The 24,888-nt window shown below is 52.5% G+C and carries 19 protein-coding genes and 1 tRNA gene; 10 read left to right on the forward strand and 10 right to left on the reverse strand.

The window, feature by feature from the left end; translation table 11 throughout:
• Position 1 precedes the first annotated feature (1 nt).
• Positions 2–472, forward strand: coding sequence for a flavodoxin family protein (locus tag MWU62_RS11095; protein WP_247114909.1), 471 nt, complete (start codon positions 2–4; stop codon positions 470–472).
• 196 nt (positions 473–668) lie between these two features.
• Here the strand turns inward: MWU62_RS11095 and MWU62_RS11100 are convergent, their stop codons facing one another.
• The 5 genes from MWU62_RS11100 to MWU62_RS11120 are packed head-to-tail and all read right to left on the reverse strand — an operon-like array spanning position 669 to position 8,342.
• Positions 669–2,003 carry a HAMP domain-containing sensor histidine kinase gene (locus MWU62_RS11100; protein WP_247114911.1) on the reverse strand — a complete coding sequence of 445 codons (1,335 nt, stop codon included), beginning with the start codon at positions 2,001–2,003 and terminating at the stop codon, positions 669–671.
• Entirely contained in the window at positions 1,963–2,652 is a 690-nt protein-coding gene (locus MWU62_RS11105; RefSeq protein WP_247114913.1) for a response regulator transcription factor, read from the reverse strand. Before MWU62_RS11105 ends, MWU62_RS11100 begins: the two co-directional genes overlap by 41 nt.
• A complete protein-coding gene (locus MWU62_RS11110) occupies positions 2,646–5,813 on the reverse strand; it encodes an efflux RND transporter permease subunit (protein WP_247114914.1) in 3,168 nt (1,055 codons plus the stop codon). The genes MWU62_RS11105 and MWU62_RS11110 overlap by 7 nt, the downstream gene beginning before the upstream one ends.
• Positions 5,806–6,972, reverse strand: a complete 1,167-nt coding sequence (locus MWU62_RS11115; RefSeq protein ID WP_247114915.1) for an efflux RND transporter periplasmic adaptor subunit — start codon at positions 6,970–6,972, stop codon at positions 5,806–5,808. Before MWU62_RS11115 ends, MWU62_RS11110 begins: the two co-directional genes overlap by 8 nt.
• Positions 6,969–8,342: a TolC family protein gene (locus MWU62_RS11120; protein WP_247114917.1), complete on the reverse strand. Its 1,374-nt coding sequence runs from the start codon at positions 8,340–8,342 to the stop codon at positions 6,969–6,971. Before MWU62_RS11120 ends, MWU62_RS11115 begins: the two co-directional genes overlap by 4 nt.
• 411 nt (positions 8,343–8,753) lie before the next feature.
• On the opposite strand from MWU62_RS11120, the gene MWU62_RS11125 reads away from it, so the two are divergent.
• Both MWU62_RS11125 and MWU62_RS11130 read left to right on the forward strand, forming a co-directional pair.
• On the forward strand, positions 8,754–9,989 hold the full coding sequence (locus tag MWU62_RS11125) for an aromatic amino acid transporter (protein ID WP_247114919.1): 1,236 nt from the start codon (positions 8,754–8,756) through the stop codon (positions 9,987–9,989).
• A gap of 54 nt (positions 9,990–10,043) precedes the next feature.
• Positions 10,044–11,042, forward strand: coding sequence for a lipid A deacylase LpxR family protein (locus MWU62_RS11130; RefSeq protein ID WP_247114920.1), 999 nt, complete (start codon positions 10,044–10,046; stop codon positions 11,040–11,042).
• A 185-nt stretch (positions 11,043–11,227) separates the two neighbouring features.
• On the opposite strand, the gene MWU62_RS11135 is transcribed toward MWU62_RS11130, so the two are convergent.
• Both MWU62_RS11135 and MWU62_RS11140 read right to left on the reverse strand, forming a co-directional pair.
• Positions 11,228–12,415, reverse strand: coding sequence for a Fic family protein (locus MWU62_RS11135; RefSeq protein ID WP_247114921.1), 1,188 nt, complete (start codon positions 12,413–12,415; stop codon positions 11,228–11,230).
• A 408-nt stretch (positions 12,416–12,823) separates the two neighbouring features.
• The gene (locus MWU62_RS11140; RefSeq protein ID WP_247114922.1) at positions 12,824–13,198 is read right to left on the reverse strand and encodes a PilZ domain-containing protein; all 375 of its coding nucleotides are present in this window, start codon (positions 13,196–13,198) and stop codon (positions 12,824–12,826) included.
• Positions 13,199–13,445: 247 nt separating this feature from the next.
• Here MWU62_RS11140 and MWU62_RS11145 point away from each other — a divergent pair, with 247 nt between their 5' ends.
• The 3 genes from MWU62_RS11145 to MWU62_RS11155 are packed head-to-tail and all read left to right on the forward strand — an operon-like array spanning position 13,446 to position 18,150.
• The gene (locus tag MWU62_RS11145) at positions 13,446–15,854 is read left to right on the forward strand and encodes an ATP-binding protein (protein WP_348645646.1); all 2,409 of its coding nucleotides are present in this window, start codon (positions 13,446–13,448) and stop codon (positions 15,852–15,854) included.
• Positions 15,855–15,893: 39 nt separating this feature from the next.
• Entirely contained in the window at positions 15,894–16,520 is a 627-nt protein-coding gene (gene fixJ, locus MWU62_RS11150) for a response regulator FixJ (protein WP_247114925.1), read from the forward strand.
• 46 nt (positions 16,521–16,566) lie between these two features.
• Positions 16,567–18,150: a response regulator gene (locus tag MWU62_RS11155; protein WP_247114926.1), complete on the forward strand. Its 1,584-nt coding sequence runs from the start codon at positions 16,567–16,569 to the stop codon at positions 18,148–18,150.
• On the opposite strand, the gene MWU62_RS11160 is transcribed toward MWU62_RS11155, so the two are convergent.
• Positions 18,147–19,022 (reverse strand): MaoC/PaaZ C-terminal domain-containing protein, encoded by an 876-nt coding sequence (locus MWU62_RS11160; RefSeq protein WP_247114928.1) that lies wholly within the window; start codon positions 19,020–19,022, stop codon positions 18,147–18,149. The genes MWU62_RS11155 and MWU62_RS11160 overlap by 4 nt on opposite strands.
• Before the next feature lie 308 nt (positions 19,023–19,330).
• On the opposite strand from MWU62_RS11160, the gene MWU62_RS11165 reads away from it, so the two are divergent.
• Both MWU62_RS11165 and MWU62_RS11170 read left to right on the forward strand, forming a co-directional pair.
• Positions 19,331–20,362, forward strand: coding sequence for an AraC family transcriptional regulator (locus tag MWU62_RS11165; RefSeq protein WP_247114929.1), 1,032 nt, complete (start codon positions 19,331–19,333; stop codon positions 20,360–20,362).
• Between the two features lie 141 nt (positions 20,363–20,503).
• A tRNA-Asp gene (locus MWU62_RS11170) sits at positions 20,504–20,580 on the forward strand.
• A gap of 60 nt (positions 20,581–20,640) precedes the next feature.
• Here MWU62_RS11170 and MWU62_RS11175 read toward each other — a convergent pair.
• Entirely contained in the window at positions 20,641–21,552 is a 912-nt protein-coding gene (locus MWU62_RS11175) for a LysR substrate-binding domain-containing protein (RefSeq protein ID WP_247114973.1), read from the reverse strand.
• A 192-nt stretch (positions 21,553–21,744) separates the two neighbouring features.
• On the opposite strand from MWU62_RS11175, the gene MWU62_RS11180 reads away from it, so the two are divergent.
• Together MWU62_RS11180 and fghA are read left to right on the forward strand one after the other, a co-directional pair.
• Complete coding sequence (locus tag MWU62_RS11180) at positions 21,745–22,872, forward strand: S-(hydroxymethyl)glutathione dehydrogenase/class III alcohol dehydrogenase (protein WP_247114930.1); 1,128 nt, start codon at positions 21,745–21,747, stop codon at positions 22,870–22,872.
• 53 nt (positions 22,873–22,925) lie between these two features.
• Positions 22,926–23,765 (forward strand): S-formylglutathione hydrolase, encoded by an 840-nt coding sequence (gene fghA / locus MWU62_RS11185; protein ID WP_247114932.1) that lies wholly within the window; start codon positions 22,926–22,928, stop codon positions 23,763–23,765.
• A gap of 2 nt (positions 23,766–23,767) precedes the next feature.
• On the opposite strand, the gene MWU62_RS11190 is transcribed toward fghA, so the two are convergent.
• Positions 23,768–24,820 (reverse strand): AraC family transcriptional regulator, encoded by a 1,053-nt coding sequence (locus MWU62_RS11190; RefSeq protein ID WP_247114934.1) that lies wholly within the window; start codon positions 24,818–24,820, stop codon positions 23,768–23,770.
• Between the last annotated feature and the right edge of the window lie 68 nt (positions 24,821–24,888).

Below are 24,888 nucleotides of genomic sequence, written 5' to 3' on the forward strand. Positions count from 1 at the left end.
TATGGACCGAAAAAAGAAATTACTTATCGTATCCCATGCTCCTTCCCCGAATACTCTCACCCTGCGCGACGCAGTCGCGCGGGGTGCAGGGCACGAAGATATCGAAAACGTAGAAGTAACCTTGCTGGCGCCATTAGACGCTGGTCCGGATGATGTTCTTGCCTGTGATGCCATTATCCTCGGCACCACTGAAAATCTAGGTTATATGAGCGGCGCTTTGAAGGACTTCTTTGATCGCAGCTACTACCCATGCCTAGAGAAAACCCAAGCTCTCCCATTTGCTTACTACATACGCGCTGGCCACGATGGCACCGGTACTCGCAGGGCAATAGAGAGCATTACTACCGGCTTAAAATGGCGCCTAGTTCAAGAGCCTGTTATCTGTCGGGGGGAGTTTCAGGAGGAGTTTGTTGACCAATGTGAGGAGCTTGGAATGTCGATAGCAGCCAGCTTAGAGGCGGGGATTATCTGAGGTGCTCTGCCGAGAAAAGCATTAAGCATCAGCTAACATGTCCTGCTTCTCATATGGCAATAGCCAGCTTGAGCAGGCGTTCCAACGCACTGAACCGGTCTGGCTACATAGGAGGGGCCACCTACCACGGCAACAATATGTCAAAATACCGTTCCGATCATCATGTAATCGGACGGCTCTAAATTGAGGGCAATTGTTAATTTTCGGGCCGGGTTCCAATTTTAACAGTCACGCAATGGAGATTCTCGTGGCGAGTGGCTGTGTAATGCCATCCGATCCTTTGACTGAGGGTTGTTGTCAGTTCCAGGCCCAGACCATAACCCGTGTTTTCTGACGATGCCGGGGACTGGTTTTGCACATCCGGTTCTGCCGGGTTGCTGATCGCAACCCTGTCTTCCTTCTGATCGATAACAACGATCCCCTCCCAGCAGTGCTGATAAGCGTTCCGAATCAGATTGCCGAGAATGATGCGTGCCGGCACCAAAGGAACGGTGCAGCTGTACGGGGAGGTACTAATCTCCGTGGTCACGGGCTTTCCGGCCAAAAGATACGACATTTCAGCAGCCAATTCCCGTACCAACTCTGACAGGTCGACAACCTCGGACTGAAGCGGCGTGTCTGGTTCATGATTCAACCAGAGCAGCGTCTCGGTAAGATGCTTCATAGTCAGACTAGCGCGGTCGATACGATCGACGATGCTCTGCTCGTCTTCGAACTTTTCGCGCTTTTGCGTCAGTTTTCGTTGCAGTTCGATGTTGGAACGAATCGTACTGATGGGTGTCCGGAGTTCATGGCTGGCGTGTCTGAGAAACCGCCGTTCACGCTCCACCGCTTGCTGCACTGTTGAAAGGCTGTTTCGGATAAGTTCCGCCATTTCATTCAGCTCAGGATAAGAAAAATCCGGCACCGGATCCGAGAGTTTTTCGTTGTCGAGGGAATGAGTCCAGGCGCGCAGCGCTGTCATGGGGCGAGACACGTGCCACAGAAGCAGCCAGCCAACGATAGAAACGAAACCAATCACCAGAATACTGACGGTTAGCGCGAACACTCGGTTTTGCCGAGAGGCTTGAGGTAGCACCTCCGAGGCTTGTCGAGGTGTCACGTTCTGGCTCATGTAAAGTGGGCCGTGAGCGGTATCGTCGCGCATTGCAAAGACGATTGACTTCGGACGGCTGAACCAGGCGCTATCTGCTTGCTTAAATAACTGGCCAGACTTGCCCGGCCCATTCGGAAAAGCACGAAGAGCATAATCCGGCATGTCGCTCCATTGTGTTGCAACATCAAAACCGCTGAACTCTCTGACCTGCTCGCTTTCCACTGCGCCAAACACCTCACTGAACGTTCGAGCAGCTTTTTCCATATTGCCTGCCATTGCCGCATCCAGCCCCCGAATAAAGTGTTCCTTTGAGACCAGCGAATAGGCGAGGGCCAGGATGAGGCCCAAAGCCAGAAAGGAGGCTATCAGAACCGCTCTGAGGCTAATCCCCGATCTACGCATTTGTTTTGCCTGTTCCCGGAGGTTTGATGGCAAAGCCGACTCCGCTAATGGTGTGCAGAAGCGGTTCGGCAAAGGGGCCGTCGACGGCCTTGCGGAGGTTATATATGTGAACTTTCAAGCTATTGCTGTCGGGGTGCTCGTCGCCCCACGCAGCATCCATCAACTCCTCACGAGATACCGGGGACGGTGAGGCACGCATCAGGCGTTCGAGCAGGCGCCAGCTCGTGGGCGACAGTTTCAGGGCATGACCGTTTCGCTGCACGTTCTTGTCACTGAGGTTCATCTGCAGATCGCCGCAGGTGAGCTTCTGGATCTGACCGCTGCGCCTGTGTGAAAGCGCCCGGACTCTGGCCAACAGCTCCTCCATTTCGAAGGGTTTGACCAGATAATCGTCGGTGCCGGCGTTAAACCCCTGTAGCTTATCGTCAAGTTGGTCACGCGCTGTCAGCATCAGTACGGGGGTATCGTTGCCATGCTCCCGCAAACGCTGACAAAGCCCAAGGCCGTCCAGGCGAGGCATATTAATATCGAGCAACAGCACGTCGTAGCTGTTTTGTTCGATCAGAGTGAGCGCTGCAATACCGTTACTGACGTGGTCACAGATGAACCCCTCCAGCTCCAGATATTGCACCAACGTCTGGGCCAGGTCGAGATCGTCTTCGGCCAATAACAACTTCAGCATGGATCGGACTCTTGTTTAACTGGCCTCACAGTAGACCAACGGCGAATATCTGTGAACCTTTCGGTCACGTCGTGCTGAATAGCGACCAGTACAGGTATCAGAATGAGGGTGATGACGGTTGCGAACATAATCCCGTATCCCAATGCCACGGCGGCCGGTATCAGAAACTGTGCCTGTGCTGATGTTTCGAACAGCAGAGGCGCTAGGCCGGCGAAGGTTGTGACTGACGTCAAAAGAACCGCGCGCAGACGGCTCCTGCAAGCTTTACTGATCGCTTCGATCTGATGGTCTGCATCGGGTTTCAGTTCATTGTAACGGGATACCAATAAAAGGCTGTCATTCACGACAACACCACTGAGCGCAATAATACCATTGAGCGACAGAATGCTGATGGAAAGATCGTTCATCCAGTGCCCCAGGATTGCTCCGACAATTCCGAACGGAATGGCGGTCATAATGAGGACGGGCTGAATGTAGGATTTCAGAGGGATCGCCAGCAGCATGTAGATGACAAGCATGGCGATCATGAACACGTGCACCATGGAATTCTGTGTTTCTGCCTGCTGCTCCGCTTCACCGGCAAAATTGATATCCAGTCCCGGGTATTGCCGCTCCAGTGTTGGAACCAGATCCTGCTGCAGGCTGGCGACCAGCTCGGACGCCGACAGCATGTCCTTGTCCACCTCGGCGGAGAGATAAAGCGCCCGCTTACCGTTAATGCGAGTGATGATGTCCCGGGAGTAGCCGTAGGTGACCTTGGCAACACTGGACAGTGGAAGCACGGTGCCGTCGTCTGTGCGGATGTTGGCATTCAGTACGTCAGTCGGATTTTCCCGGGCCCCCTCCGGGTAGCGGACTTTAACCTCTACTTCGTCGTTGCTGCGCTGGAAGCGTTGAACAACCTGACCACTGAAGGCCTGGAGCACTTGCCGGGCCAGATTATCGGTACTCAAGCCCAGGGCTTTTCCTTGAGCGTTGAGTTCAAGGAGCAGGCGGGGCTGGCTGGCTTCGATAGTGTCTTCAATACCACTGACCGCCGGGATAGTTGAGAGCTGTTCCTTTATGTCCCGACCGGCTGCTGTCAGCAATTCATCGTCATTAGCCCTGAGTTCAATCCGAAGCGCGTCTACCGTTTCGCGCCGGCTCGCGACGCTCAGGGTTCGCACACCCTCAGGCAGACCAGCGCTACGTCTCCATTGGTTGGAAAACGTGTTGAGATCGTATGGGGAATCTTGCGCCAACTCTATCGTGACTGTTCCAGACTGGTCACTTTCGGAGAGTAACTGCAGGTTGGCGATGCCGGTTTCTACTTCCACGTTGGCGCGCTTAATGAGTTGCTCATCCACTTGATAAGCTTTTTGCTCCAGAGCAAGCAGTGCGGAATGAGTCAGGCCAAAACTGGCGTCGGTTTCCATGCTGACGTTTGCCCGGACTGTGTCACCAGGTATGTTCGGAAAAAAACTGGTCTTGACGGTACCGTTAAAAGGCATCGCCATAACCAGCACAAATAAAGCAAGGAATAAAACCAGAACGGCATACCGGTAAGTAAGTGCCCAGTCGATAACCGATTTATAGATCCGGTCGTTGAACCACTGAAGCCCGGAATCGGCTCCCTGCTGGATGCGTCGCCAGACTTCAAGGAACGGGTTGCCACCGGCTCTACGGTGGGTGTTCAGGTGTGCCAGGTGAGCCGGCAGAATGAGCTTCGACTCAACAATCGACAACAAAAGACAAATAGTGACAACGGTAGCGAACTGGGCGTAGATCTGTCCAAGCCTGCCGCTGAGATTCGACAGAGAATAGAAAGCCACTACGGTTGTAAACACGCCAAAGAGTGTAGGCACTGCCACTCGCAGGGTGCCTCGAATGGTATTGCGAAGGGTATCGCCTTCCTGTTTGCGCACGGTGTAAATGCTTTCGCCCACAACCACGGCATCATCCACCACAATTCCCAACGCCATGATGAAACCAAAGGTGGTGAACTCGTTCAGTGAAAGACCGGCAAACCGGTCGCCCATGAAATACAGGGTTCCGAAGAAGATAAATGGCAAACCCATGGATACCCAGAAAGCCACCGTCAGGTTCAGGAACACCGCCAGCAGAACGAACACCATCAAAATGCCGGTCAGTGCGTTGCTAACGAGCAGATCCAGCCGCTCACTGATAGAGGTGCTCCTGTCGTACCAGCTGGTAAGCTCTACACCCTGTGGCAGAGCTCCGTTGCCATGCCATTCCTCGGCCACCTGTTTGGCGGCTTCAACCGTGTCGGTGATGTCATCTAGGCCAGTGGTGATCACTTGCAGCGCAACGCTGTTTTCGCCGGCAAAGCGGGACAACACAGCGGTACCATCGTCGTAGGTCTCGTTAATAGAGGCGACATCACCCAAAGCGACAATCACGCCATCGCTGCTGGTGATTAGAGGAATGGCTGCAAATTCTTCTTTAAGGTAAGCCTGTTGCGAAGCTTTCAGTTGCAGATAGACCTGTTCATTTTTAAGGACCGCCGTCATCGTGCTGGAGGAACCCTGATTGATCGCATCTTCGACATCGGACAGGGATAATCCGTAGGCCTGTAGTCGCCCCTCATCGATCTCTATCGACATCATGGGGTCAAGCCAACCCGATTTGCTGACCCGGCTGATTGTAGGCTTTGCAAGCAAGTCAGATTTCAGCTCTTCGGCCAGTTGTTGCAGAGTGTGGCGGTCTGCTTCGCCATGTAGCTGCAACCAGAGCGAGTGCTCTGCACGTTCCGCTTTTTCGATAACCGGGCTTTCAGCGTCGGCCGGAAACGTGGAAATGGCATCCACCTTGTTTTTGACATCTCGTAACAACACATCCAGGTCGTAATCGCTTTGCTTTTCGACAGTGACTGTCGTGCCGCTGGCAGACGATGTGCTGGTAATGTCATCAATACCGTTAACATCTTCAAGTTGTTCTTCAATCTTGATGGCCAGCCCTTCCTCCGACTGCTGGGCTGAGCCACTGTCGTAAGTGACCGAGATGGTCAGGCTGTCCGGCTCGATGCTAGGGAATGCTTCTTTACGAAGATCTCCCGCCTGGAGAACACCAAGGCCAATGACCAGGACCAGCAAGAGATTGGCCGCGACCGGGTTATTGGCAAACCAGGGTATGATGCCCTTGTTCCAGCTTTGATCAGTCATCGGATGCCTCCACCGGATTAACGGCCATACCTGGCATGTAGGTACTCAATGGATGGGTTAGCACGTTCACGGTTTGGCCATAAAGCGAAGCCGGTGGGCGGATATAGATAGCCTGCTCGTCACTGGCAACCGGGTCTGCGGAGAACCTGGCCAGAACGCCATTGTTTACGTACCAGACTTCCCCTCGCTGGCTGAGTGAAGACGAAGGCAAACGCCAGAGGTCGCTCAGTTCACGGCCTTTGATTTCTGCCCGGAGGAAAGCGCCGGGGGCCAGCATGTCGGCCTGTTCCAGTGGCCGTTCTACAGCCGCGATCACTGACTGCTGCCGGGTTGTATCATCCAGGTGCAGTTCCGTGCGCTGTATATAACCGTGCCATTGCTGCCCGGTTTCAACGGAAAACAGGCTTACCGGCCACTGGCCTTTGCCCAACACTTCGATATCCGGTAGCTTCTGCCAGCCGAGTTGAGATAGAGGCAAAGAGATCTCAATTCGGTCCGCACTGTAGAGTTCGGCTATGTTGTTACCGGCCTGCAAGTAACTGCCCGGTGAGACTGAGCGACTGACAATCAGCGCGTCAAAAGGCGCTCGAACACGAGTTTGTGCCAGATCTTTTTCGGCACTGATCACCGCAGCCTCGGCGTTAGCGACTGCCGCTTGAGCTTGTTTTACCTGAGGTTCACGCAGCACCAGTGGAGAGTCCGGCTCGCCGGTCATACCGGAAGCCTTCCACTCCAGAACAGCCTGTTCTGCTTCTCTTTCGGCTTCGAGAAGTTCTACCTGTGCACTGGCCAGATCATTTTCTGCGCTGGCAAGCGCCGCACGATAATCGCTGTCTTCCAATGTCAAAAGAAGGTCGCCTTTGCTGACGATACGGCCGGATTCAAACGTGCTTGCCAGTTCAGATACCTGGCCGGAAACCTGAGCAGTGAGCGCAATTTCATACCTGGACCTGGCCGCACCATAAGCTTCAACGTTGACGATGTGAGACCCGGTGATTACCGGAATAACACCGACATCCGGTGAAATACCACCACCCTCTTTCGCGGGCAGTGGTCGACTTTCCTGTTCTTGAAGCTTCTGACCGTTATAGAGGAATACAGTGATCAGCACGCCAACGGCGGCCAACAAAACAAGCCATTTTGCGTATGGTCGGATCATGACTGATCGGTCTCCTTGATGCCCAGCCCCAGTGCAAGCCCGAGTGTGATTCGGTTGCTCAGACGCTCGTAGATTAAGTCGTTAAGTTGTGATTCCAGATCAAAGGTCTGCCGTTGGACTACGAGTAACTCGAGTACAGAAACCAGGCCATTCCGGTACTTCTGCTGGTACTGTTGATAGTTGCGGCGTGCGCTCAGAAGCGCGCTGTCTATCTGCTGTTGCTGTTTGGCAAGGCTCGATTCCTGACCGATCGCATTTTCAACTTCCTGGACTGCGTTCAGCAGCGTTTCCCGATAGGCCTGATAGCTCCTGGCGGTGGTCAGTTCTGCAGCTTCAGCATTGGCTTTAAGCTCACCGCCACGAAACAAAGGCGCCGTTAACTGACCGAGCAATGACCACACCGGATTTCTCAACAGAGCTTCGCTTGGCGATGTTCCTGTGTCGCTCAGGGCCGCTTCCAGGCTGATCGATGGCAGCATCTCCTTGTAGGCGACAGACTCACGAAAGTCGTTTGCTTCTATGGCCAGATAGGCCGCTTTCAGGTCTGGCCGGCGCTGTAACGTTTGGTCGGCAAGGTCGGCCAGGGGTAAAAGAACTTGCGGGTAGTCGTCGGCAATGGCCGTGCTGCCATGACTCCGGCCGAGCAACAGGTTCAAAGCTCTTTGTTGCTGCTGCAGGGATTCCTGAGTTGCATACAGCAAGGCTCTGGCACTGGCTGCGGAGGTTTGGGCACTGTCGAGGTCCTCAAGGTCACCCAAACCAGAGCGGTAGCGCTGAAGAATCCACTGCTCGTCTTTTTCCAGCAGCTCCACACGTTGCTTCTCGATCGCAACGGATCGATTCAGATTCACCAGCTTCAACCAGCCCTGCATGACCTCAGCTGAGAGCGTATCCCGGGCAGCCTGGTAAAGAGCTAGCTGTTCGGCGACATCGCTCGCGGCCGCAGACGCCTCATCAGAAATCTTCGCCCACAAATCCAGCTCCCAACTGATGCTGATGCTGGTCGTGTAGGCGGCATCAAGATCTTCCACTTTATTTGCGCCGAAGCCTGCCTCGACGTCAGGGAGCTGGTCTGCCTGAGTCGCCCGGTACTGGGCACGGAGAATTTCGAGAGAAAGCAGTGTTTGTCCAAGATCCGGGTTGGCGGCACGCGCTTCGGCAATCAGCGCGCTCAGATCATCGCTGCTGACCAAATCATCCAGATAGGCTGTTTCGGATCCAGCGTCCAGCTCAGACCAGGAGACCAGATTCTGACGATCAGAATCTGCCTGGGCCAGATAGTCCGGGCTTGTGGACAACGAACTGCAGCCGGTCGCAGCCAGGCAGAACAGCGCCATCGGTATTACTTTCAAGCAGGGGAGGCGAAACATAAAAAAATCCAATCGAGCGCAGTTGAACCTGCGGTAAGCAACTGGATTCAGACTATCTGTAAGCTGGTTAACGGAGGGTTAAGGTCTTCATGGATTTACTTTAAATTCATCACGCGAAATCGCAGCTTGATTCCTCCGTCTATGCCACATCACTCGATGAGGCGCAGAAAACCAATGTTGATGTTTAAATAAAAGCGAATATGCGCCTCGTATTCAAACCACGCTCTTTTCCCAGCTTAAACTCAGGAAATTCATTCTTTCTTGCTTTTTTCCTACTAGCGGGTCGCCATTCAAGATTTTGCTAATAGAATCGATTCTGGCCTTGTTTCTGCCCGTAGTGTCGGCAAATTCAAAGCGGTATCATGCAGCCGCTGTTAAATCCAAAAGCTGATACGCGACGACGGAGGCACATTGACCGAGCGCGCAGAATCCAGAGCGAGCCCTTCCCTGATTGGCGGGGCAAGTATTATTGCCAGTGTTTGCGTCGGTGCCGGTATGCTGGGCTTGCCCAGTTCGGGTGCAGGTGCCTGGACGATCTGGTCCAGCTTGGCACTGGTGCTTACCATGGTGGTGATGACACTGTCCGGATGGATGCTGCTGGAAGCCTTCAAGCACTTCGGTTTGCGGGCGTCGTTCAATACCGTTACCAAATCTCTGCTCGGCTCCCGGGTGAACGCATTCAGTAATCTGACGGTGTACTTTGTTGGCGGCATTCTCCTGTATGCCTATATCACGTCATCTGGCCTGATCCTGCAGAGCATGACCGGGATCGACAGTAAGCTGGCTTCGGTTGTTTTTGTCCTGTTGTCCTCTCTGGTAGTTTGGCACTCAACCCGTGCAGTGGACCGACTTTCGGTGGTGCTCATCACTTTCATGTTGGTGAGTTTTGTACTCGGCGTCTCTGGGCTAGCGGTAAGAATTGACCTGGCTATTCTGTTCGATTCCGCAAATGCCGACGGTCAATATGCGCCCTATGCGATGGCAATGTTGCCAGTGGCGTTGACGTCTTTCGGCTATCATCATTCGGTGGCATCAATGCGCGCCTATTATGGCGAGGAGAGGAAGGCTCAGAAAGCCATTCTGGGCGGTACACTGGTAGCTTTAATGTTCTACCTGGTGTGGCTGATCACCATATTCGGCAATCTGCCGAGAGCGGATTTCGGCCCGGTGGTCGCCCAGGGCGGTGACGTGGATGTTCTGCTCGCCGCCCTTGTTTTTGCCATCAATTCCGAAAGGGTGGCGACCACCATCAGCGCTTTCTCAACAGCTGCCATTTTGTCGTCTTTTGTCGGCGTTGGCCTGGGCACCTTTGATTACATGGCCGACCTGCTGGGCTTCGATAATGATCGCAAAGGGCGCTCCAAAACCTGGGCAATTACTTTTATTCCGCCACTGCTGCTGTCGTTGTTTTTTCCGTTTGGCTTCGTTCTTGCCATTGGTTATGCCGGTGCGGCTGCGGCGGTCTGGGCCTGTATTGTTCCGGCGCTGCTGGCCCGAAAGTCCCGAACACTGAAGGGTGGGCGTCGTGGTTTTATGGCCCCGGGCGGCCAGGTGGGCATTGCACTGGTTCTGATTTTTGGCGGGCTGACCATCCTGTTCCATTTCATGGGGCTGGCGGGTTGGTTGCCAGAACCTGTGTTGTTCTGAGGCCCGACATTAGGCCATGCTCGTTGCTCTTAGTACCAACCGGAGAGACTGGATTTGAGTCGTCATTGCGAATGTACCTTCCTACTGTTTTTCGTTATTAGTGTTTTGCCAACCACCCTGAAGGCAGAAGTTGTGAACCTGTCCTGGGATAACGACCTGCTTACCGGAACCGACCGCGGATATACAAACGGGGTACGCTTGTCGTATCTGACGGGCGCCGCTGACGAGAACGATGGAAAGTCTGCAAGATTTGCCCGATCTCTGCGTGATGGGCTGCGCTCTCTGCCTGGCATAGGTGCTTCCGGTTCAGAGCATGCGGTCACACTGAGTTTGCGGCAATTCATGGTTACGCCTGAAGATATCACGGTTGAAAATCCGCAATTCGACGACATTCCCTATGCCGGCCACCTGTCGCTCAGCGGCACGCTCTGGAGTTGGGACGCCGATACAATTACCGGTTTTGGCGCTCACATAGGTGTTGTTGGGCCCGAAAGCGGTGCCGAGTCGGTTCAGAAATGGGTGCATAAAGCCACTGGAAGCGACAAGCCGCAAGGATGGGGCAATCAGCTTGGAACCGATGTGGTGGGTGGCATTCAGGGTGCGCATGGCCGAAAGCTGTTGCAACTGGGGCAGGGCGGCAACATTGAACAGCGTGTGTCGGTGATTGGGACTGCGCTATTGTCGAGTTTTCGAACCTCCGCAAAAACCGGGTTAATCTGGCAGCTTGGCAGGCATCTTCCAATAAATTTTGTGCCGGATTACGCTGGCTCCTCTTCAACCATCGCCCTGCCGGGCTCTTTCCAGGATTCAGGCAGTAGCTGGTCCGTGTATGTAGGTCTGGGCGTGGAGTATGTAGGATATTCCTATATTGACGACAATGCTGGAGCTTATCGTTTTGACGAAGGGCCGCTGATTGGTCAGCTCGGTCTGGGCGCTACCTGGCAGTGGGATCACCTGCTGGCTTCCGTCACACTGCGAGCCTCGACCAGCGAAAACGAGCGTTATAAAGACAACTTCAGCTTTGGGACGCTGTCAGTTTCCTGGGCATTATAGAAAGGTCCGTTTCGACTGGTTGTCCAAGGGGCACTTCGTCGTGGTCAGCTAGGCCCGAAAGGGGTGATGGCTGGATGATTAAAGTGAATCGCTATGACGAGTGATGTTTTTGCCCGATTTCTGCTCTTAAACAAAAGCGAACATTGGTAAGGCGCACTCTGGGCTTGGCTTTTCCATGAAACCACCTACTGGGGTGAGAGCTTTGGGAAATAGACTGGTTCAGCATGCTCCGGAACAGACCAAAGAAGTGGCGAGCGGCTATCCTTTGGGTCTGCATCGACCAGCAAGCCTAGATCGCGAAGCCGTTTAAGCAGTCGCCGGGCAGTCCGCTCCTCACGCTCCCCAGTTAGTGCCAGAGCGTCAGACCTTGAGATCGATCCTTGAATGAACGCCTGATATAGAACCCACGTAGAGGCGGGTTTTAAGTCATCCCTGCTCGCCACGAAGTCTTCGATTCGACGCTTCATAGATTTCAGATTCAGAAGCTCTGAGATGTAGTTGACTTGGTCAACGGAGGTGTCCAAAACGAAATGACAAAATCGGGCCAGGCCAAGCTCACTGAGCGGGCCTCTGCCATCGGTCTGGCCCTGCTGGACGGCGTCAGCTTGAGCCAAGTTGCTTTTGTACTTCTCGGAGTATATCGCAAGCCCACGGCTCAAACACCAGACGCCCACGCTTTCCAGTCCAGCTGCCCGGAATGCCGCATCCGTCCAAAGACGAATAACTCGGCCATTGCCATCCAGGAATGGATGGATCCAGAGGAATCGATGGTGTGCAGCTGCGATTGCGATCAGACGTCGATCACCTTGGTGTCTGGCGTTTTTATATTCGTTGCAGAACTGCGTCATTAGCTGTTCCAGATGTTTTGCGTCAGGCGGTATGTGCCGACCAACCTTCACTCCTCGTTCCCTGAACTTTCCACCTTCAACCCAGGCGATTTCCCCAGTTTCATCCAGCTCGACCTTTTTAAGATCGCTAGGCAAATCCCTGTAAAATCGGCGGTGCAGCTCTTTGATGAAGTCCACGGAAATAACTTCTTCCAGACTCCGATCCTCAGAAGCTATCCATGCTTGTACGTCGATGTGGGCAAGAGACTCAATCTGTTTGTCCCGAGCAACCGGATTGTCCTCAAAATTTCCCCGCTGGGCCTCGCGGATCTGGTGAGGAAGGGTTTTATTGCCTTCAATCAGATTGCTGTAGTACGAGTTGATGACAGCCATGTGCCGGCGCAACGTATCCGCTGTCTCCGGCTCAAGCTGACCGGCGATCTGAGCGGCTTTCCTGTTCAGGATGCTGGCCAGATCGAGAAGCCCCTCTTTCGTGCAGGAATTCTCGTTTGGCGCAAAAGGCGCGGCACTCATCCAAGATGTCATCTGATACCTTAATTCGTGTAGTGATTCTGTGTTTCTGGCTTGCAGTTTGTCCGGGTATTTGTCTGGCATTATGACTGGTTGGAAGCAGCGGAGCAGAGTTCACGCTGGTGGTACTATACTTGCCTTGTGGCCAGTATAGATAGGCTCTGACACCATTTCCAGTTTTTGGGGTTCGGCTTCATCTGTTTATGTTTTCTGCTTTTATGTCCGGCCGGTTGACCGTCAATTTGTCCGGCACAATCTCGTTTGGCTCTCTTAATCATTTATGGAGGGAAATGTGCTTAACAGTTAAGCCAGAAGGTAGCCGGTCATGCTGGCTCTCCCCAACGTCCACTCCGCGACCTTTGCGATGACTGCGAAATTTCTATCCAAGACGTCGATTATTTTCTGGTCGGATTGCACAGTTAACTAACAAGCAAGGCGATTATAGAACCCCTCAATGCGAGACAACGCGTTATCCACTGCTCTGGAATAGCCTTTTTTGTTGAGGTAATAGCTGAACTGCACACTTACCCGGTAGCCAGTCTGAAAGGGGCGGCATTCTACAACGCGGGCGCAAACCTTCGATTGATTGATGTACTTACCCTCAAAATCCATATGCAAGCGTGTGCCGGGCTCCAGAGGTCGTGGGCATAGCAAAGCCATTCCGTAACGGTTCAGATCAAGGCAGGTAGCTTGAAAAGGCGGCTTACTTTTGCTGAAAAAGCCGCGCTCCCTAACCTGCACTCTCAGGCAGGAAGCAGGGTAGCGACCTTTGATTCGACGATCTTCGGAAACACTCATAATAAGTCGTCATCCGTTGCACATTTTGTAGTTTTTATAGTCGAACTTAAGACTAAAGAATAATAGTCACAAGATGAAGTGTAATGATCGAAAAAAGCTGTGAACAACAATAAAACAAAAAACGTGAGTTTGGTCACATGGTGGCAGTTCCGAGGTGTTTGCCACAATTCTCTCTCCCGAGCGCGACAGACCGGTCCACAGAACCTACAATGACCGGCCAATGAGTCAACTGTTACAGGACCCAACCTTGAAGTCACTGCCTCTGCATCAGCTTTATAAAGCCTGTGTTCTGAAAGAACTGCCGTTTAAATCCACCAGACAACTGGAGCCGCTGGCAGAAATTGTGGGCCAAAACCGTGCCCAGGAAGCTGTGCGCTTTGCGCTGGCCATGCCCCATGGCGGTTATAACGTATATGCCGTGGGCCGAAACGGTCTGGGTAAACGCACCATGATGCTGCGTTATCTTGAGCACCATTTGGATACCGAGCAGCAAAGCCACGACTGGTGCTATGTCGCGGATTTTGAGGAGCCGCGTGTTCCCAAGCTTCTCCAGTTGCCTGCGGGAAAGGGCGTACGGCTTAAGCAGGACATGGAAAAGCTCATGAGCCGGTTGGTGAAAGTTATTCCCCAAACCTTCGACAGCGACAGCTTTCTTGAGCGTTCGGAACAATTGAAAGAAGAATACGGCAAAAAGCAGGAAGACGAGCTTGAGAAAGTGGCCGCTCAGGCCCGCCGTAAGAAAGTCAGCCTAACCATTACGACACCTGGCGGTTACCGCCTTGTGGCGATGAAGGGCGACAAGCCGCACACCGCAGAGACGTTTAAAGAGTTAACGGATGCGCAACGCGATAAGTTTGAAGACTCTATCAATAAGCTTGAGAAAAAACTTCGCCAAGCACTGCGTAAGCTGGCGGACTGGGAGCAGGAGTACGCAGATAAACAACAAGCACTAAACAAAGAAACTCTGGAAGGCATATCCGGCCATCAAATTGACGAGCTGATTGAGAACTACAAAGGCCTTCCGGATGTAGTTGCCTACTTTGAGGCTGTGCGGGCGGATTTGGTTGAGAATCTCGAGATTTTTCTAGACGACAACGAAGAGCAAGCTGCCATTGCCTATGCGTCGCTGGATAAGAAGATGCCGCGGCGCTATCTGGTGAATGTGTTGGTGCACCAGAAGACCAATGAAGTACCTATGGTGGTTGAGGATAATCCCACGTATCACAACCTATTCGGATACGTTGAGAATGTGACCTACAAGGGCACCGTATTTACCGATTTCTCTCTGATTCGGGCAGGCAGTCTGCACCGGGCCAACGGCGGCTACCTTCTGATGGATGCCATCAAAGTGCTGGAGCAGCCCTTCGTGTGGGATGGGCTCAAGCGGGCACTGCGGTCCAAGTCTATCCAGATTAACTCCCTTGAGCGTGAGCTTACGCTCTCTGGCACTATTTCCATTGAGCCGCAAGCTGTGCCGCTGGATGTGAAGCTTGTGCTGTTTGGTGACCGTGAAACCTGGATGTTGTTGCAGGACTATGATCCCGAGTTTGCAGAGCTGTTCCGGGTGACGGCTGATTTCGAGAACGAGATGTACCGTTCCGAAGACAGTCAGGTTACCTATGCAAAGTTTATTGCCAGTGTTGTCAAAGAAAAGAACCTGCTGCACTGCACCAACAAAGCTGTGGCGCGAATTATAGAATACAGTGCCCGCATGGCCGAGCATCAAGACAGGCTCTCCCTGCATGCCGCCAACATCGCCAACCTGCTCCGGGAGTCGGACTTCTGGGCTAGACAGGCAGATGCCAAGCTCATTCAGGATGTTCATGTGGAAAGGGCTCTGGAGAGCGCCAAATACCGCAGTAGCCGTATTCGTGATCAGTTTTACGATTCGATCCGCGATGGCTCTACACTGGTATCCACTCAAGGCTCGGTTGTCGGTCAGGTGAATGCGCTTTCTGTGCTCTCTACTGGAGGGTTCGAATTTGGCTTGTCCAATCGCGTAACGGCGACCTGCTATTATGGAGACGGTGGCATTATAGACATTGAGCGAGATGTAAAACTGGGCGGCAATATTCACTCCAAGGGTGTGATGATTTTAAGCTCCTGGCTTGCCTCGCACTTTGCCGTCACTGATCCAATGCACCTGTCTGCCAGTCTTACCTTTGAGCAAAACTACGGCGAGGTAGACGGTGATAGCGCTTCGTTGGCGGAACTCTGTGCGTTGATATCTTCGCTATCTCGAATCCCTGTCCGTCAGGAACTGGCCATTACCGGCTCCGTCAACCAGTTTGGTGAAGTGCAACCGATTGGAGGCGTGAATGAAAAGGTCGAGGGCTTTTTTGCGACCTGTCAGCTTAAGGATGGACTGACCGGAAGTCAGGGCGTGATCGTGCCAGCCAACAATGTGCAGAACCTGATGTTAGACAGCGAGGTGGTGCAGGCTGTTCGGGACAAGCGCTTTGCTGTTTACTCAGTTTCAAGTGTTGAGGAGGCGGTAACGCTGCTGTTGGGCAAGCCAGCTGGTAAGGCAGACAGCAAAGGCAACTATCCGAAACAAAGTGTTTTTGGCATTATCCAGCAACGACTTGAGCAAATGCGCGAGCATGAGCGTCAGGAACAAGCCCGGGACGATCAAAAAGATCCGTCAATCCATTGACCGGTCGGCATAATAAAATAGACAGGAGAAAACACCCCCATGACTGATATCCAGCAAACTGTATACGTGGTCGAGGACGACGAAGCCGTTCGTGATTCACTGGAGCTGTTACTGAAATCCGATGGTAAGCCGGTCAAAACCTATGAAAACGCGGCGGTATTCCTCAAGGATTACTCTGAAAAGATGGCAGGCTGCATTGTGTTGGATATTCGCATGCCGGGTATGGACGGCATGGAGCTGCAAAAAAAGCTGAACGACAAGCACTCCATTCTGCCCATTATTTTTGTGACCGGTCATGGCGATGTGCCCATGGCGGTTGATGCCATGAAAGAAGGCGCAGTGGACTTTATCCAGAAGCCTTATCGCGAAGAAGCACTGCTTGAGAAGATTGAAGCGGCTCTGGAGCAAGACCTTGAACAGCGTAAAACGCTGGATGAAAAACAGGAGATCATCCGTAGGGTTAAAAGCCTAACACCTCGAGAGCATGAGATCATGGATCGTATGATTGAAGGTCAGGCGAACAAGGTGATTGCTATCGAATTAGAAATCAGTCAGCGCACGGTAGAGATTCACCGTTCCCGGGTGATGCATAAAATGGGTACTCACTCACTCGCACATCTGGTGCGTATGGTGCTGTCCGTAAAGAACCTTATCGACGCGCGATGATCCCGGCGGCATCATGCGGTTATCTTTTTGACCGGCCGTTTACTATATGACTGCAGCTGTCAGCGAAAATTCAGAGGTTACGGTTCTGCTCGTGGATGATAATCCACAGAACCTGAAAGTTCTCTACGAGACACTCAAAGACAAAGGCTATCGGCTTTTGATTGCCAATGAAGGCGAAAAGGCACTGGATCTTGCCCATCGTCATCAGCCTGAAGTCGTCTTGCTCGACATCATGATGCCTGAGATGGACGGTTACGAGGTGTGCGAGCGCCTCAAAGCCGATCCTGAAACAGCCGACTGCGCCGTTGTGTTCCTCTCGGCTCTTGATGATCTGGAAGCAAAAGTAAAAGGCTTTTCCCTCGGTGGTGCGGACTATATCTCCAAACCTTTCCAGTCTCAGGAAGTCATTGCCAGAGTTAAAACCCACGCCCGCGTTATCCGGCTCGAGCGTGAGCTGCAAGCTCGTAATCGGGAGCTTCAGAGCGATCAAGCGCGTATCCTCAACTCGATCAGTGAAGGCATCTACGGCCTAGATGAGAACGGCACCATCGAGTTCGCCAACCCAGCCGCCGCCGTCATTATGCGCTGCCCGGTCGAGGATCTGATTGGGCGCAATTTTTTCGAAACCCATTTCTCTACGGCGGCGCAATGCCCGGCTGGGCTCCCTGTTAATGCCACATGCCGGCAGGGTGTTGCCGAAAACCAGCGTGATATACGAATGCTGCGTGCCGATGGAACTGGATTTCCCGCGGAATACCGGTCTACGCCCAAACTCGATGGCGAGGAGTTGCACGGTGCCGTGGTGGTGTTTCGAGATATTACCGCTGAGCTTGAAGGCGAAAGGGCGCTGGAGGAAGCGCGAGAGCTTGTCCAAGAGCAACGTGATCAGCTGGCGCACACCTCCCGTTTAACCACCATGGGTGAAATGGCTGCCGGTGTTGCCCATGAGGTTAACCAGCCGCTAACGGCGATTGCGAATTACGCCCGCGTGTCTAAACGGATGATGGCGGTTGATAATCCTAATTTGACTCTATTGCAGGAGACCCTCGATAAAATCGAGGCTCAGTCTCACCGTGCGAGTGAAATTATTCGTAGAATTCGCCGGTTCATGAAGAAGCCTGTGACGGGCAAAGAAGTCTTATCTGTATCCTCCTTGCTGGAGGATACACGCCAGTTTGCAGAAGTGGACGCACGCAATAACGACGGCGCCATTGAGCTGATTGTGCCGGAAGATGTGCCGGATATTCTGGCCGATCCTGTGCAAGTGCAACAGGTTGCGCTTAACCTGATACGAAATGCCCTTGAGGCCACGCGCACAGCAGAATCTGACTCGCCAGTGCAAGTAACTGCACAATTGACCGCAGGCGGCTGTGTTAGGGTCGAGGTGCGTGACTACGGCGTAGGGCTGGCTGAAGATGCCGAAGAAAAGCTGTTTCTGCCGTTCTACACCACCAAAGACGAAGGCATGGGAATTGGTTTGCCCACTTGTCGCTCGCTGATTCAGGCTCAGGGAGGGGAAATAGGTTTTGAGCGCCCCGAGGATGGCGGTGGCGCCCGTTTCTTTTTTACCCTTCCTGTGGCGGTACAGTCCCCCTCAACGAGCGACGAGAGCTCCTGTGGTGCTGTTTAAAGCCACTCGATTTGACCGCTGAGGTGAGGCGCATCACCTCTCGCATTCAGTAGTTGATAATCCCATGCCGTTTTTCCTTCCCGCCAGTTCAGTTGCGCTGTGCCCGGCAAAAACACCGGTTTCTTGAACTGGCAGCTAACCTTCAGCGGACCTGATTGCCACCCATCCTGTTGCCCCATAATGGCCAGCGCGTGTGCCTTGCTCCACATGCCATGCGCAATGGCTTTGGGAAAGCCGAAAGCTTTGGCGGTCAGGGCGTGCATGTGAATCAGGTTGCTGTCACCAGAAACTTTTGCGTACTGGCGCCCGATAGACTCTCCTACTTTGATCTCTTTTGTATTCGGGTACTGCTCTAAAGTGGGTGGCGCGGTTTTTTCAGTTGGCTTCCCGTTGGGTTCGGACTGGCGGAACAACATGGTGCTGCTTTCTTCCCAAACCAAAGAGCCTGCAGAACTCGCCGTGGTGATCATGTCGAATTCAATGCCTCTGCTGGTTCGCTCCTGCCCGCTTAGGTGCACATCCAGCTTCAGGGCTTCACCCGTTCCAATTTGTCTGTACTGGGTAATGGTATTGCGCAAGTGCACCAAGCCAAGGAGCGGAAGCGGGAAGGCTTTTTCGGTCAGTAATTTCAATTGCAGCGGAAACGCCAGAATATGGGGCCAAGTAATGGGTAGTTGGTTGCTGGGCTGAAATCCGCACACACGCTCGTATTGCTCTAAGTCGGCTCGCGATGTGTGCGCATACAGAAGCGTTGCAGAGAGCTCAGGAATCCTAACGTCGGTTCCGGACGAGACTTTTTTCGGTAGCGCGGCTTTAGCGAAAAGCGGTAGCAACGTGGGTGGTGTGTCTCTATATACAAGCGTATTCGACATAAGTATTTGTTCCCAATGGTCAAACGATAATTTATGGGCATCAAAGATAAGCAAAAGAAATCGAATGCAGGTGCCCGTTGTGCTCGGATTCTGGTAAAACTGTGAGTCTATGGCCTGATATGCTCTAATGTAAGACGATAGTCTAGGTCGATTTTTTTGCGATTCGGACAGAATTAGAGCCGGGCAGGCCGTTTTCTCAAGCTTGTTGCAAGTCTGGCAAACCCGTCCGGACGACGCATTGACTTAGTGTGTTCCGGCGGGTGTCCGTCGGGCCAAAGTAGTATCCAATAAATACGAAGCGGGATTATATGCAGGAACTACGTGACGCAGGCGTGATGTTGCGCCTTATCTACGAGGCGATGAAGACAAAGGGTATTGATACCGATCTCATATTTAGTCGCTTGGGCGTGGATGCAAACTATGTATACACGGAGCAGCTTCGTACTCCGCATAGCGCCCAGATGTTTTTCTGGCAAGCTGTAGAAGAAGTTTCCGGTGATCCCGATATTGGCCTCCATCTTGGTCAGGTTTTGCCGGTCTATAAAGGTCAGGTTCTGGAATACCTGTTTCTAAGTAGCCCGACGTTTGGGGAAGGCTTGCGGCGTGCAAAGAACTATCAGCGTTTGCTGAGCGACGCAGCTAATACAGATTTTTTCATCGAAGGCGAGAATGCCTATATGTTGCTGGATACCGCCTCCGATGATGTCCGGCGCCTGCGGCATTTCAACGAGTGTTTTGTTCAGGGGTTGATTACGTTTTTCCGATCCATCACCGATAACCAGTTTTACCCGTCGCGGATCGAGTTTGAGCATGATCGCAAACAAGGGCGCGAGCATGTGGTCGAAGTGTTGGGGTGCGAGGTGGTTTTTGGTGCTGAGGAAAACCGTTTGTACTTTCCTACAAGCCTGCTTTCCCACGCGTCTCCACACGCGGAACCGGAACTTTTGGATTTGCACGAGCGCTTTGCCAGCGAACAAGTTGCTCGTCTGGAGAAGAAGGACATTGTCGGGCAGGTGGAGAGAATCATCGCTGAATTGCTCGATAGCGGTGACGTGACCTTGGATTCAGTAGCAACGCGATTAGGCATAAAACCTCGTACACTGCGCACCCGTCTTACCGAGGCAGAAACCAGCTTTAATCAGGTGCTGGCTGATTTCCGCTACCGTCTTGCTAGGCAGTTGCTGGCGACTACTGACGAGTCCATTGATGAAATTGTATACCTCACCGGATTTTCTGAGCCCAGTACGTTCTACCGTGCGTTCAAACGGTGGTCTGGCATGACCCCGATTGAGTACCGGAAAACAGCGCAAGGTAAAGATGCGATGGTCGATGCTATGTAAAACGTGGTTTTTCTGTTTTTTTCAGAAAAGGCATTGACTTAAGTGGGCACCTCTATATAATGCGCTCTCGTTGTCACCGAGCAAATTCTTGAAGTTTGCAACGCTTTGAATGTATTTAGAAAAGCAATCGGTTGTAACTGTGGAGCGGTAGTTCAGTTGGTTAGAATACCGGCCTGTCACGCCGGGGGTCGCGGGTTCGAGTCCCGTCCGCTCCGCCACTATTTCGAAAAGCCGTTAGCTAATTCCTAGCTAACGGCTTTTTTCGTTTTGTGTTCTGCTTAATTGGTCCTTTCTGTTTCTTGCATTTGGAGTCTACCGTTCGGTTGAAGGCAGTTGCTCAGGTAATCCAGTAACATGCGCACTTTCGGCGATAAGTAGCGATTATGGGGATAAATGGCCCAAACCCCGTCGTCTTCCTCTTGGCAATGCGCAAGAAGAGGAATTAGTTGGCCTGAATCCAGAGAAGGCTGCACATAATAATCCGGCAGCTGAACAATGCCGATGCCTTTCAGTGCTGCATCAAGTAAGCTCCAGCCACTATTGCATTTTATGTTGCCAGTGATTCGGATATTGCGCGGCTTGCCTTTCTCCTGAAAGCGCCAGTAGTCTAGGTTGCCTTGCAAGCAGTTGTGTTGTTCCAGCTCAGATAGTGAGTGTGGAATTCCATAACTCGACAAATAATCTGGTGAGGCGCAAACGTACAGGGTTCTTGATGATAGTCGCTTGGCCATCATGCTTGAAGCCTCAAGCTTGCCCATTCTTACTGCCAAATCATAACCTTCTGCAACCAGATCCAGCGTTTGGTTGGTGAGGTTCATATGCACCTCAAGATCCGGATAACGTAGGGCAAAGTCGTTAACTAAAGGAGCGATAACTTTCTCCCCAAATGTTACGGGCGCCGTCAGTCTTAGTTGGCCTTTGGGAACAAGTTGAAGGTTGGTGACGGAACGTTCGGCCTCTTCAAGCCCATCAAGCACTCTTCGGCACTGTTGATAATAGATTTGGCCGGTATCAGTCACCGACACTTTGCGAGTGGTTCGATAGAGCAGTTTTGTAGATAGCCGGGCTTCCAATGCGCTAACTTGACGGCTGACTTGAGCCGTAGAGATACCTAGCCTTTTTGCCGCTGCGGTAAAGCTTTGTGCCTCGGCTACCGCTACGAATTCACTAACTCCTTCCCATATCACAATTTTCTCCTTCTAGTTGTTGTGTGAGTAGTAGGTAAAAACGTGTGTAAGGCTGGTATGGAGTCTATCATTGTTGCACTCTGGTAAAAGTGAATTGCTGATTACTGGGATTATCTATTCATACGGAAATAATATAATGCCTCTATCAACATGGCGGAGCCTTCTGCCTGAGCATTACAACGACTGGAGCGCTATATGACCCAAACAATCAAATCCAAAGCTGCCATTGCTTGGGGCCCGAAACAGCCATTGTCTATCGAAGAAGTGGATGTTATGCCGCCGCAGGCCGGTGAAGTGAGAATTCGTGTCGTCGCCAGCGGTGTGTGCCATACCGACGCATTTACCTTGTCTGGTGAAGATCCCGAAGGCATTTTCCCGACCATTCTGGGCCACGAAGGTGGCGGTATTGTCGAGTCCATCGGTGAAGGAGTTAGCAGTGTTCAGGTGGGCGATCACGTTATTCCTCTATACACCCCAGAGTGTGGCGAGTGTAAATTCTGTACTTCTGGCAAAACCAATTTGTGCCAGAAAATTCGTGAAACTCAGGGCAAGGGCTTGATGCCAGATGGCACCACCCGTTTCTCGCTGAACGGCGAACCTATTTACCACTACATGGGCTGCTCAACCTTCTCTGAATACACAGTGCTGCCCGAAATTGCGTTGGCGAAGGTCAACAAAGACGCGCCGCTTGAAGAGGTTTGCTTGCTCGGTTGCGGCGTGACCACCGGCATGGGTGCGGTGATGAATACCGCCAAAGTAGAAGAGGGCGCCACTGTGGCCATCTTCGGCATGGGCGGTATTGGCCTCTCAGCTGTTATCGGTGCCACCATGGCGAAGGCCAGCCGCATCATTGCCATCGATATTAACGAGAGCAAGTTTGAGTTGGCCCGTCAGCTTGGCGCTACCGACTGCATTAATCCGAAAGATTACGATAAGCCGATTCAGGACGTTATTGTTGAGCTGACCGATGGCGGTGTTGACTATTCCTTCGAATGCATTGGTAACGTGGATGTTATGCGTTCGGCTTTAGAGTGCTGTCACAAAGGCTGGGGTGAATCAGTGGTCATTGGTGTTGCCGGTGCAGGTCAGGAAATATCTACCCGTCCATTCCAACTCGTCACCGGCCGGGTTTGGAGAGGGTCTGCATTTGGTGGTGTGAAAGGGCGTTCTGAGCTGCCGGGTATTGTAGAGCAGTACATGAGAGGTGAGTTCAAGCTTAACGACTTTATTACTCACACCATGGATCTGGAAAAAATCAATGAGGCCTTCGATTTAATGCATGAGGGCAAGAGCATTCGTACCGTTATTCACTTTGACAAATAACGAGGAGGGTCGCTTGGGTATGGCGCAGGCGACCATTTATCAGGGGGATTACTATGAATATTGAAAATATTAGTAGAAACAAAAGCTTCGGTGGTTGGCACAAGCAATACAGTCATCATTCAGAAACGCTAAACTGCGATATGCGTTTCGCTATCTACCTGCCGCCACAGGCTGCCAACGGTAACAAGGTTCCTGCCTTGTACTGGTTGTCTGGCTTAACCTGCACCGATGAAAACTTCATGCAGAAAGCGGCTGCTCACCAAATGGCTGCTGAGTTGGGAGTGGCTATTATCGCCCCTGACACCAGCCCTCGCGGTGACGATGTGGCCGATGACGAAGCCTACGATTTAGGTAAAGGCGCAGGGTTTTATGTTAATGCCACTCAGGCGCCCTGGAACCGGCATTACCGCATGTACGATTACGTGTTGCATGAACTTCCGAACCTCATAGAGTCCGTGTTTCCGGTAAGTGACAAGCGTTCAATTTTTGGTCATTCCATGGGTGGTCACGGTGCTCTGGTGCTGGCGATGCGCAATCCCGAGCGCTTTCAGTCGGTATCGGCCTTCAGTCCGATCAGTAACCCGATAGATTGTCCCTGGGGAAAGAAGGCATTCGCTGCTTATCTGGGTGATGATACCGACAGCTGGGCTGAATATGACTCCAGCCTGTTGATGAAGAACGCCACGCAGTTTGTGCCTGCGCTGGTAGATCAGGGTGAAGCCGATAACTTTCTGGTTGAGCAGCTCAAGCCGGAAGCGCTGGAAGCTGCGGCGAAGGTGAGTGGTTATCCACTGACTCTGAATCGTCATGAAGGCTATGACCATAGCTATTACTTCATTGCCAGCTTCATTGGGGACCACCTGCGCTTCCATGCTGAGCATCTGAACAAGTAATGCTAAGGGGAAGCACGGAACTGTTTCCGGTGTTCCCCCGGGCTAATTTCAAACCAGCGGCGGTATGCCTTGTGCAATGCCGCTGGGTTGGAGAACCCGAGTAGCCAGGCAATTTCAGACAGCGACGTTTCTGTTTCCCGAATATAGTCCCGCGCCAACTGCTTTCTGGTATCGTCCATCAGTTCTCTAAAACCTGTGTTTTCAGAGGCGAGCTGTCGTTGTAGTGTCCAAGGCGTAACTCCAAGTTTTGACGCAATCGTCTCAAGGCTCGGTGTTTCTCCTCGAAACAGAGGCGTTAGTAAGCTCTTTACCCTGTCCCCGGTTGTCCACCCTCGTTGAATATCGCGCAATTCCGTTTCACACAATAGCAGCAGCTTCTCGTGCATGGCCGGTTGTGCCTGCAGGGTTGTCTGGCTCCAAATATCTTGACGTACCGCTATGCTATTTGTGGCTGCCCCAAACTGAACCGGGCATCGAAACCAGGCTTCATAAAGCTCATCCATGCCGGTAGAAGGGTATTCAATGCAGACTTTCTCCAGCACATCCCATTGCCCGCTCACGGTTCGCAGAAACTGAGTCCAGGCACTTAACACCGAGTCCACAACAAAATAGTTAAATGCGTTGTAGGGTTGAATGGAGTAAAACTGAACGAGTCGTTTTTCTGGTGCTGTCGTGGGTGTTCCGCGGCTATTCCGGCTGGTCAGCAGGGAATAGTGAATAAGTGTTTGTATAGCGTTGCCCGCGGTACTGGCGCACTCACCTGCAATGCCCGGCAATCCCACATCTACAGGTCTGGTCAAGGCACCAATGCGCAGCCCCAGTGTGGCGTTGCCGCAGGCCTGAATCGCTGCATGCCCAAGTCTCATAAAGCGCGGAATGCTGATTCGAGCCTCAGCGGACGTAAGAGTTTGTGGGCTGAGCTGAAAGTGGCGAGCCAGTTCCTGTGCGTTTACGCCTTCGGCTTCAGCAGCCCGGAGCAATACCGAAATGTGGAGCACGCTGATGTCGCCGAGCGGGTGACGGTTTGAAAAGGGCTGAAGATGTGTTGGTTTCATGTCGATTCGTCACGCGCTGTTTCCTGAGGATAATATATTGTTGTTCAGGGATATTGTTGAACGCAACC

It is taken from the genome of Marinobacter sp. S6332 (assembly GCF_023016045.1).
Lineage (GTDB): Bacteria > Pseudomonadota > Gammaproteobacteria > Pseudomonadales > Oleiphilaceae > Marinobacter.

Bases quoted from the DNA above. Each gene is read 5' to 3' on its own strand.
- MWU62_RS11095 (WP_247114909.1), top strand. From the start codon at position 2: ATGGACCGAAAAAAGAAATTACTTATCGTATCCCATGCTCCTTCCCCG.
- MWU62_RS11105 (WP_247114913.1), bottom strand. From the start codon at position 2,652: ATGCTGAAGTTGTTATTGGCCGAAGACGATCTCGACCTGGCCCAGACG.
- MWU62_RS11110 (WP_247114914.1), bottom strand. From the start codon at position 5,813: ATGACTGATCAAAGCTGGAACAAGGGCATCATACCCTGGTTTGCCAAT.
- MWU62_RS11115 (WP_247114915.1), bottom strand. From the start codon at position 6,972: ATGATCCGACCATACGCAAAATGGCTTGTTTTGTTGGCCGCCGTTGGC.
- MWU62_RS11120 (WP_247114917.1), bottom strand. From the start codon at position 8,342: ATGTTTCGCCTCCCCTGCTTGAAAGTAATACCGATGGCGCTGTTCTGC.
- MWU62_RS11135 (WP_247114921.1), bottom strand. From the start codon at position 12,415: ATGACATCTTGGATGAGTGCCGCGCCTTTTGCGCCAAACGAGAATTCC.
- MWU62_RS11140 (WP_247114922.1), bottom strand. From the start codon at position 13,198: ATGAGTGTTTCCGAAGATCGTCGAATCAAAGGTCGCTACCCTGCTTCC.
- fixJ (WP_247114925.1), top strand. From the start codon at position 15,894: ATGACTGATATCCAGCAAACTGTATACGTGGTCGAGGACGACGAAGCC.
- MWU62_RS11155 (WP_247114926.1), top strand. From the start codon at position 16,567: ATGACTGCAGCTGTCAGCGAAAATTCAGAGGTTACGGTTCTGCTCGTG.
- MWU62_RS11160 (WP_247114928.1), bottom strand. From the start codon at position 19,022: ATGTCGAATACGCTTGTATATAGAGACACACCACCCACGTTGCTACCG.
- MWU62_RS11165 (WP_247114929.1), top strand. From the start codon at position 19,331: ATGCAGGAACTACGTGACGCAGGCGTGATGTTGCGCCTTATCTACGAG.
- MWU62_RS11180 (WP_247114930.1), top strand. From the start codon at position 21,745: ATGACCCAAACAATCAAATCCAAAGCTGCCATTGCTTGGGGCCCGAAA.
- fghA (WP_247114932.1), top strand. From the start codon at position 22,926: ATGAATATTGAAAATATTAGTAGAAACAAAAGCTTCGGTGGTTGGCAC.
- MWU62_RS11190 (WP_247114934.1), bottom strand. From the start codon at position 24,820: ATGAAACCAACACATCTTCAGCCCTTTTCAAACCGTCACCCGCTCGGC.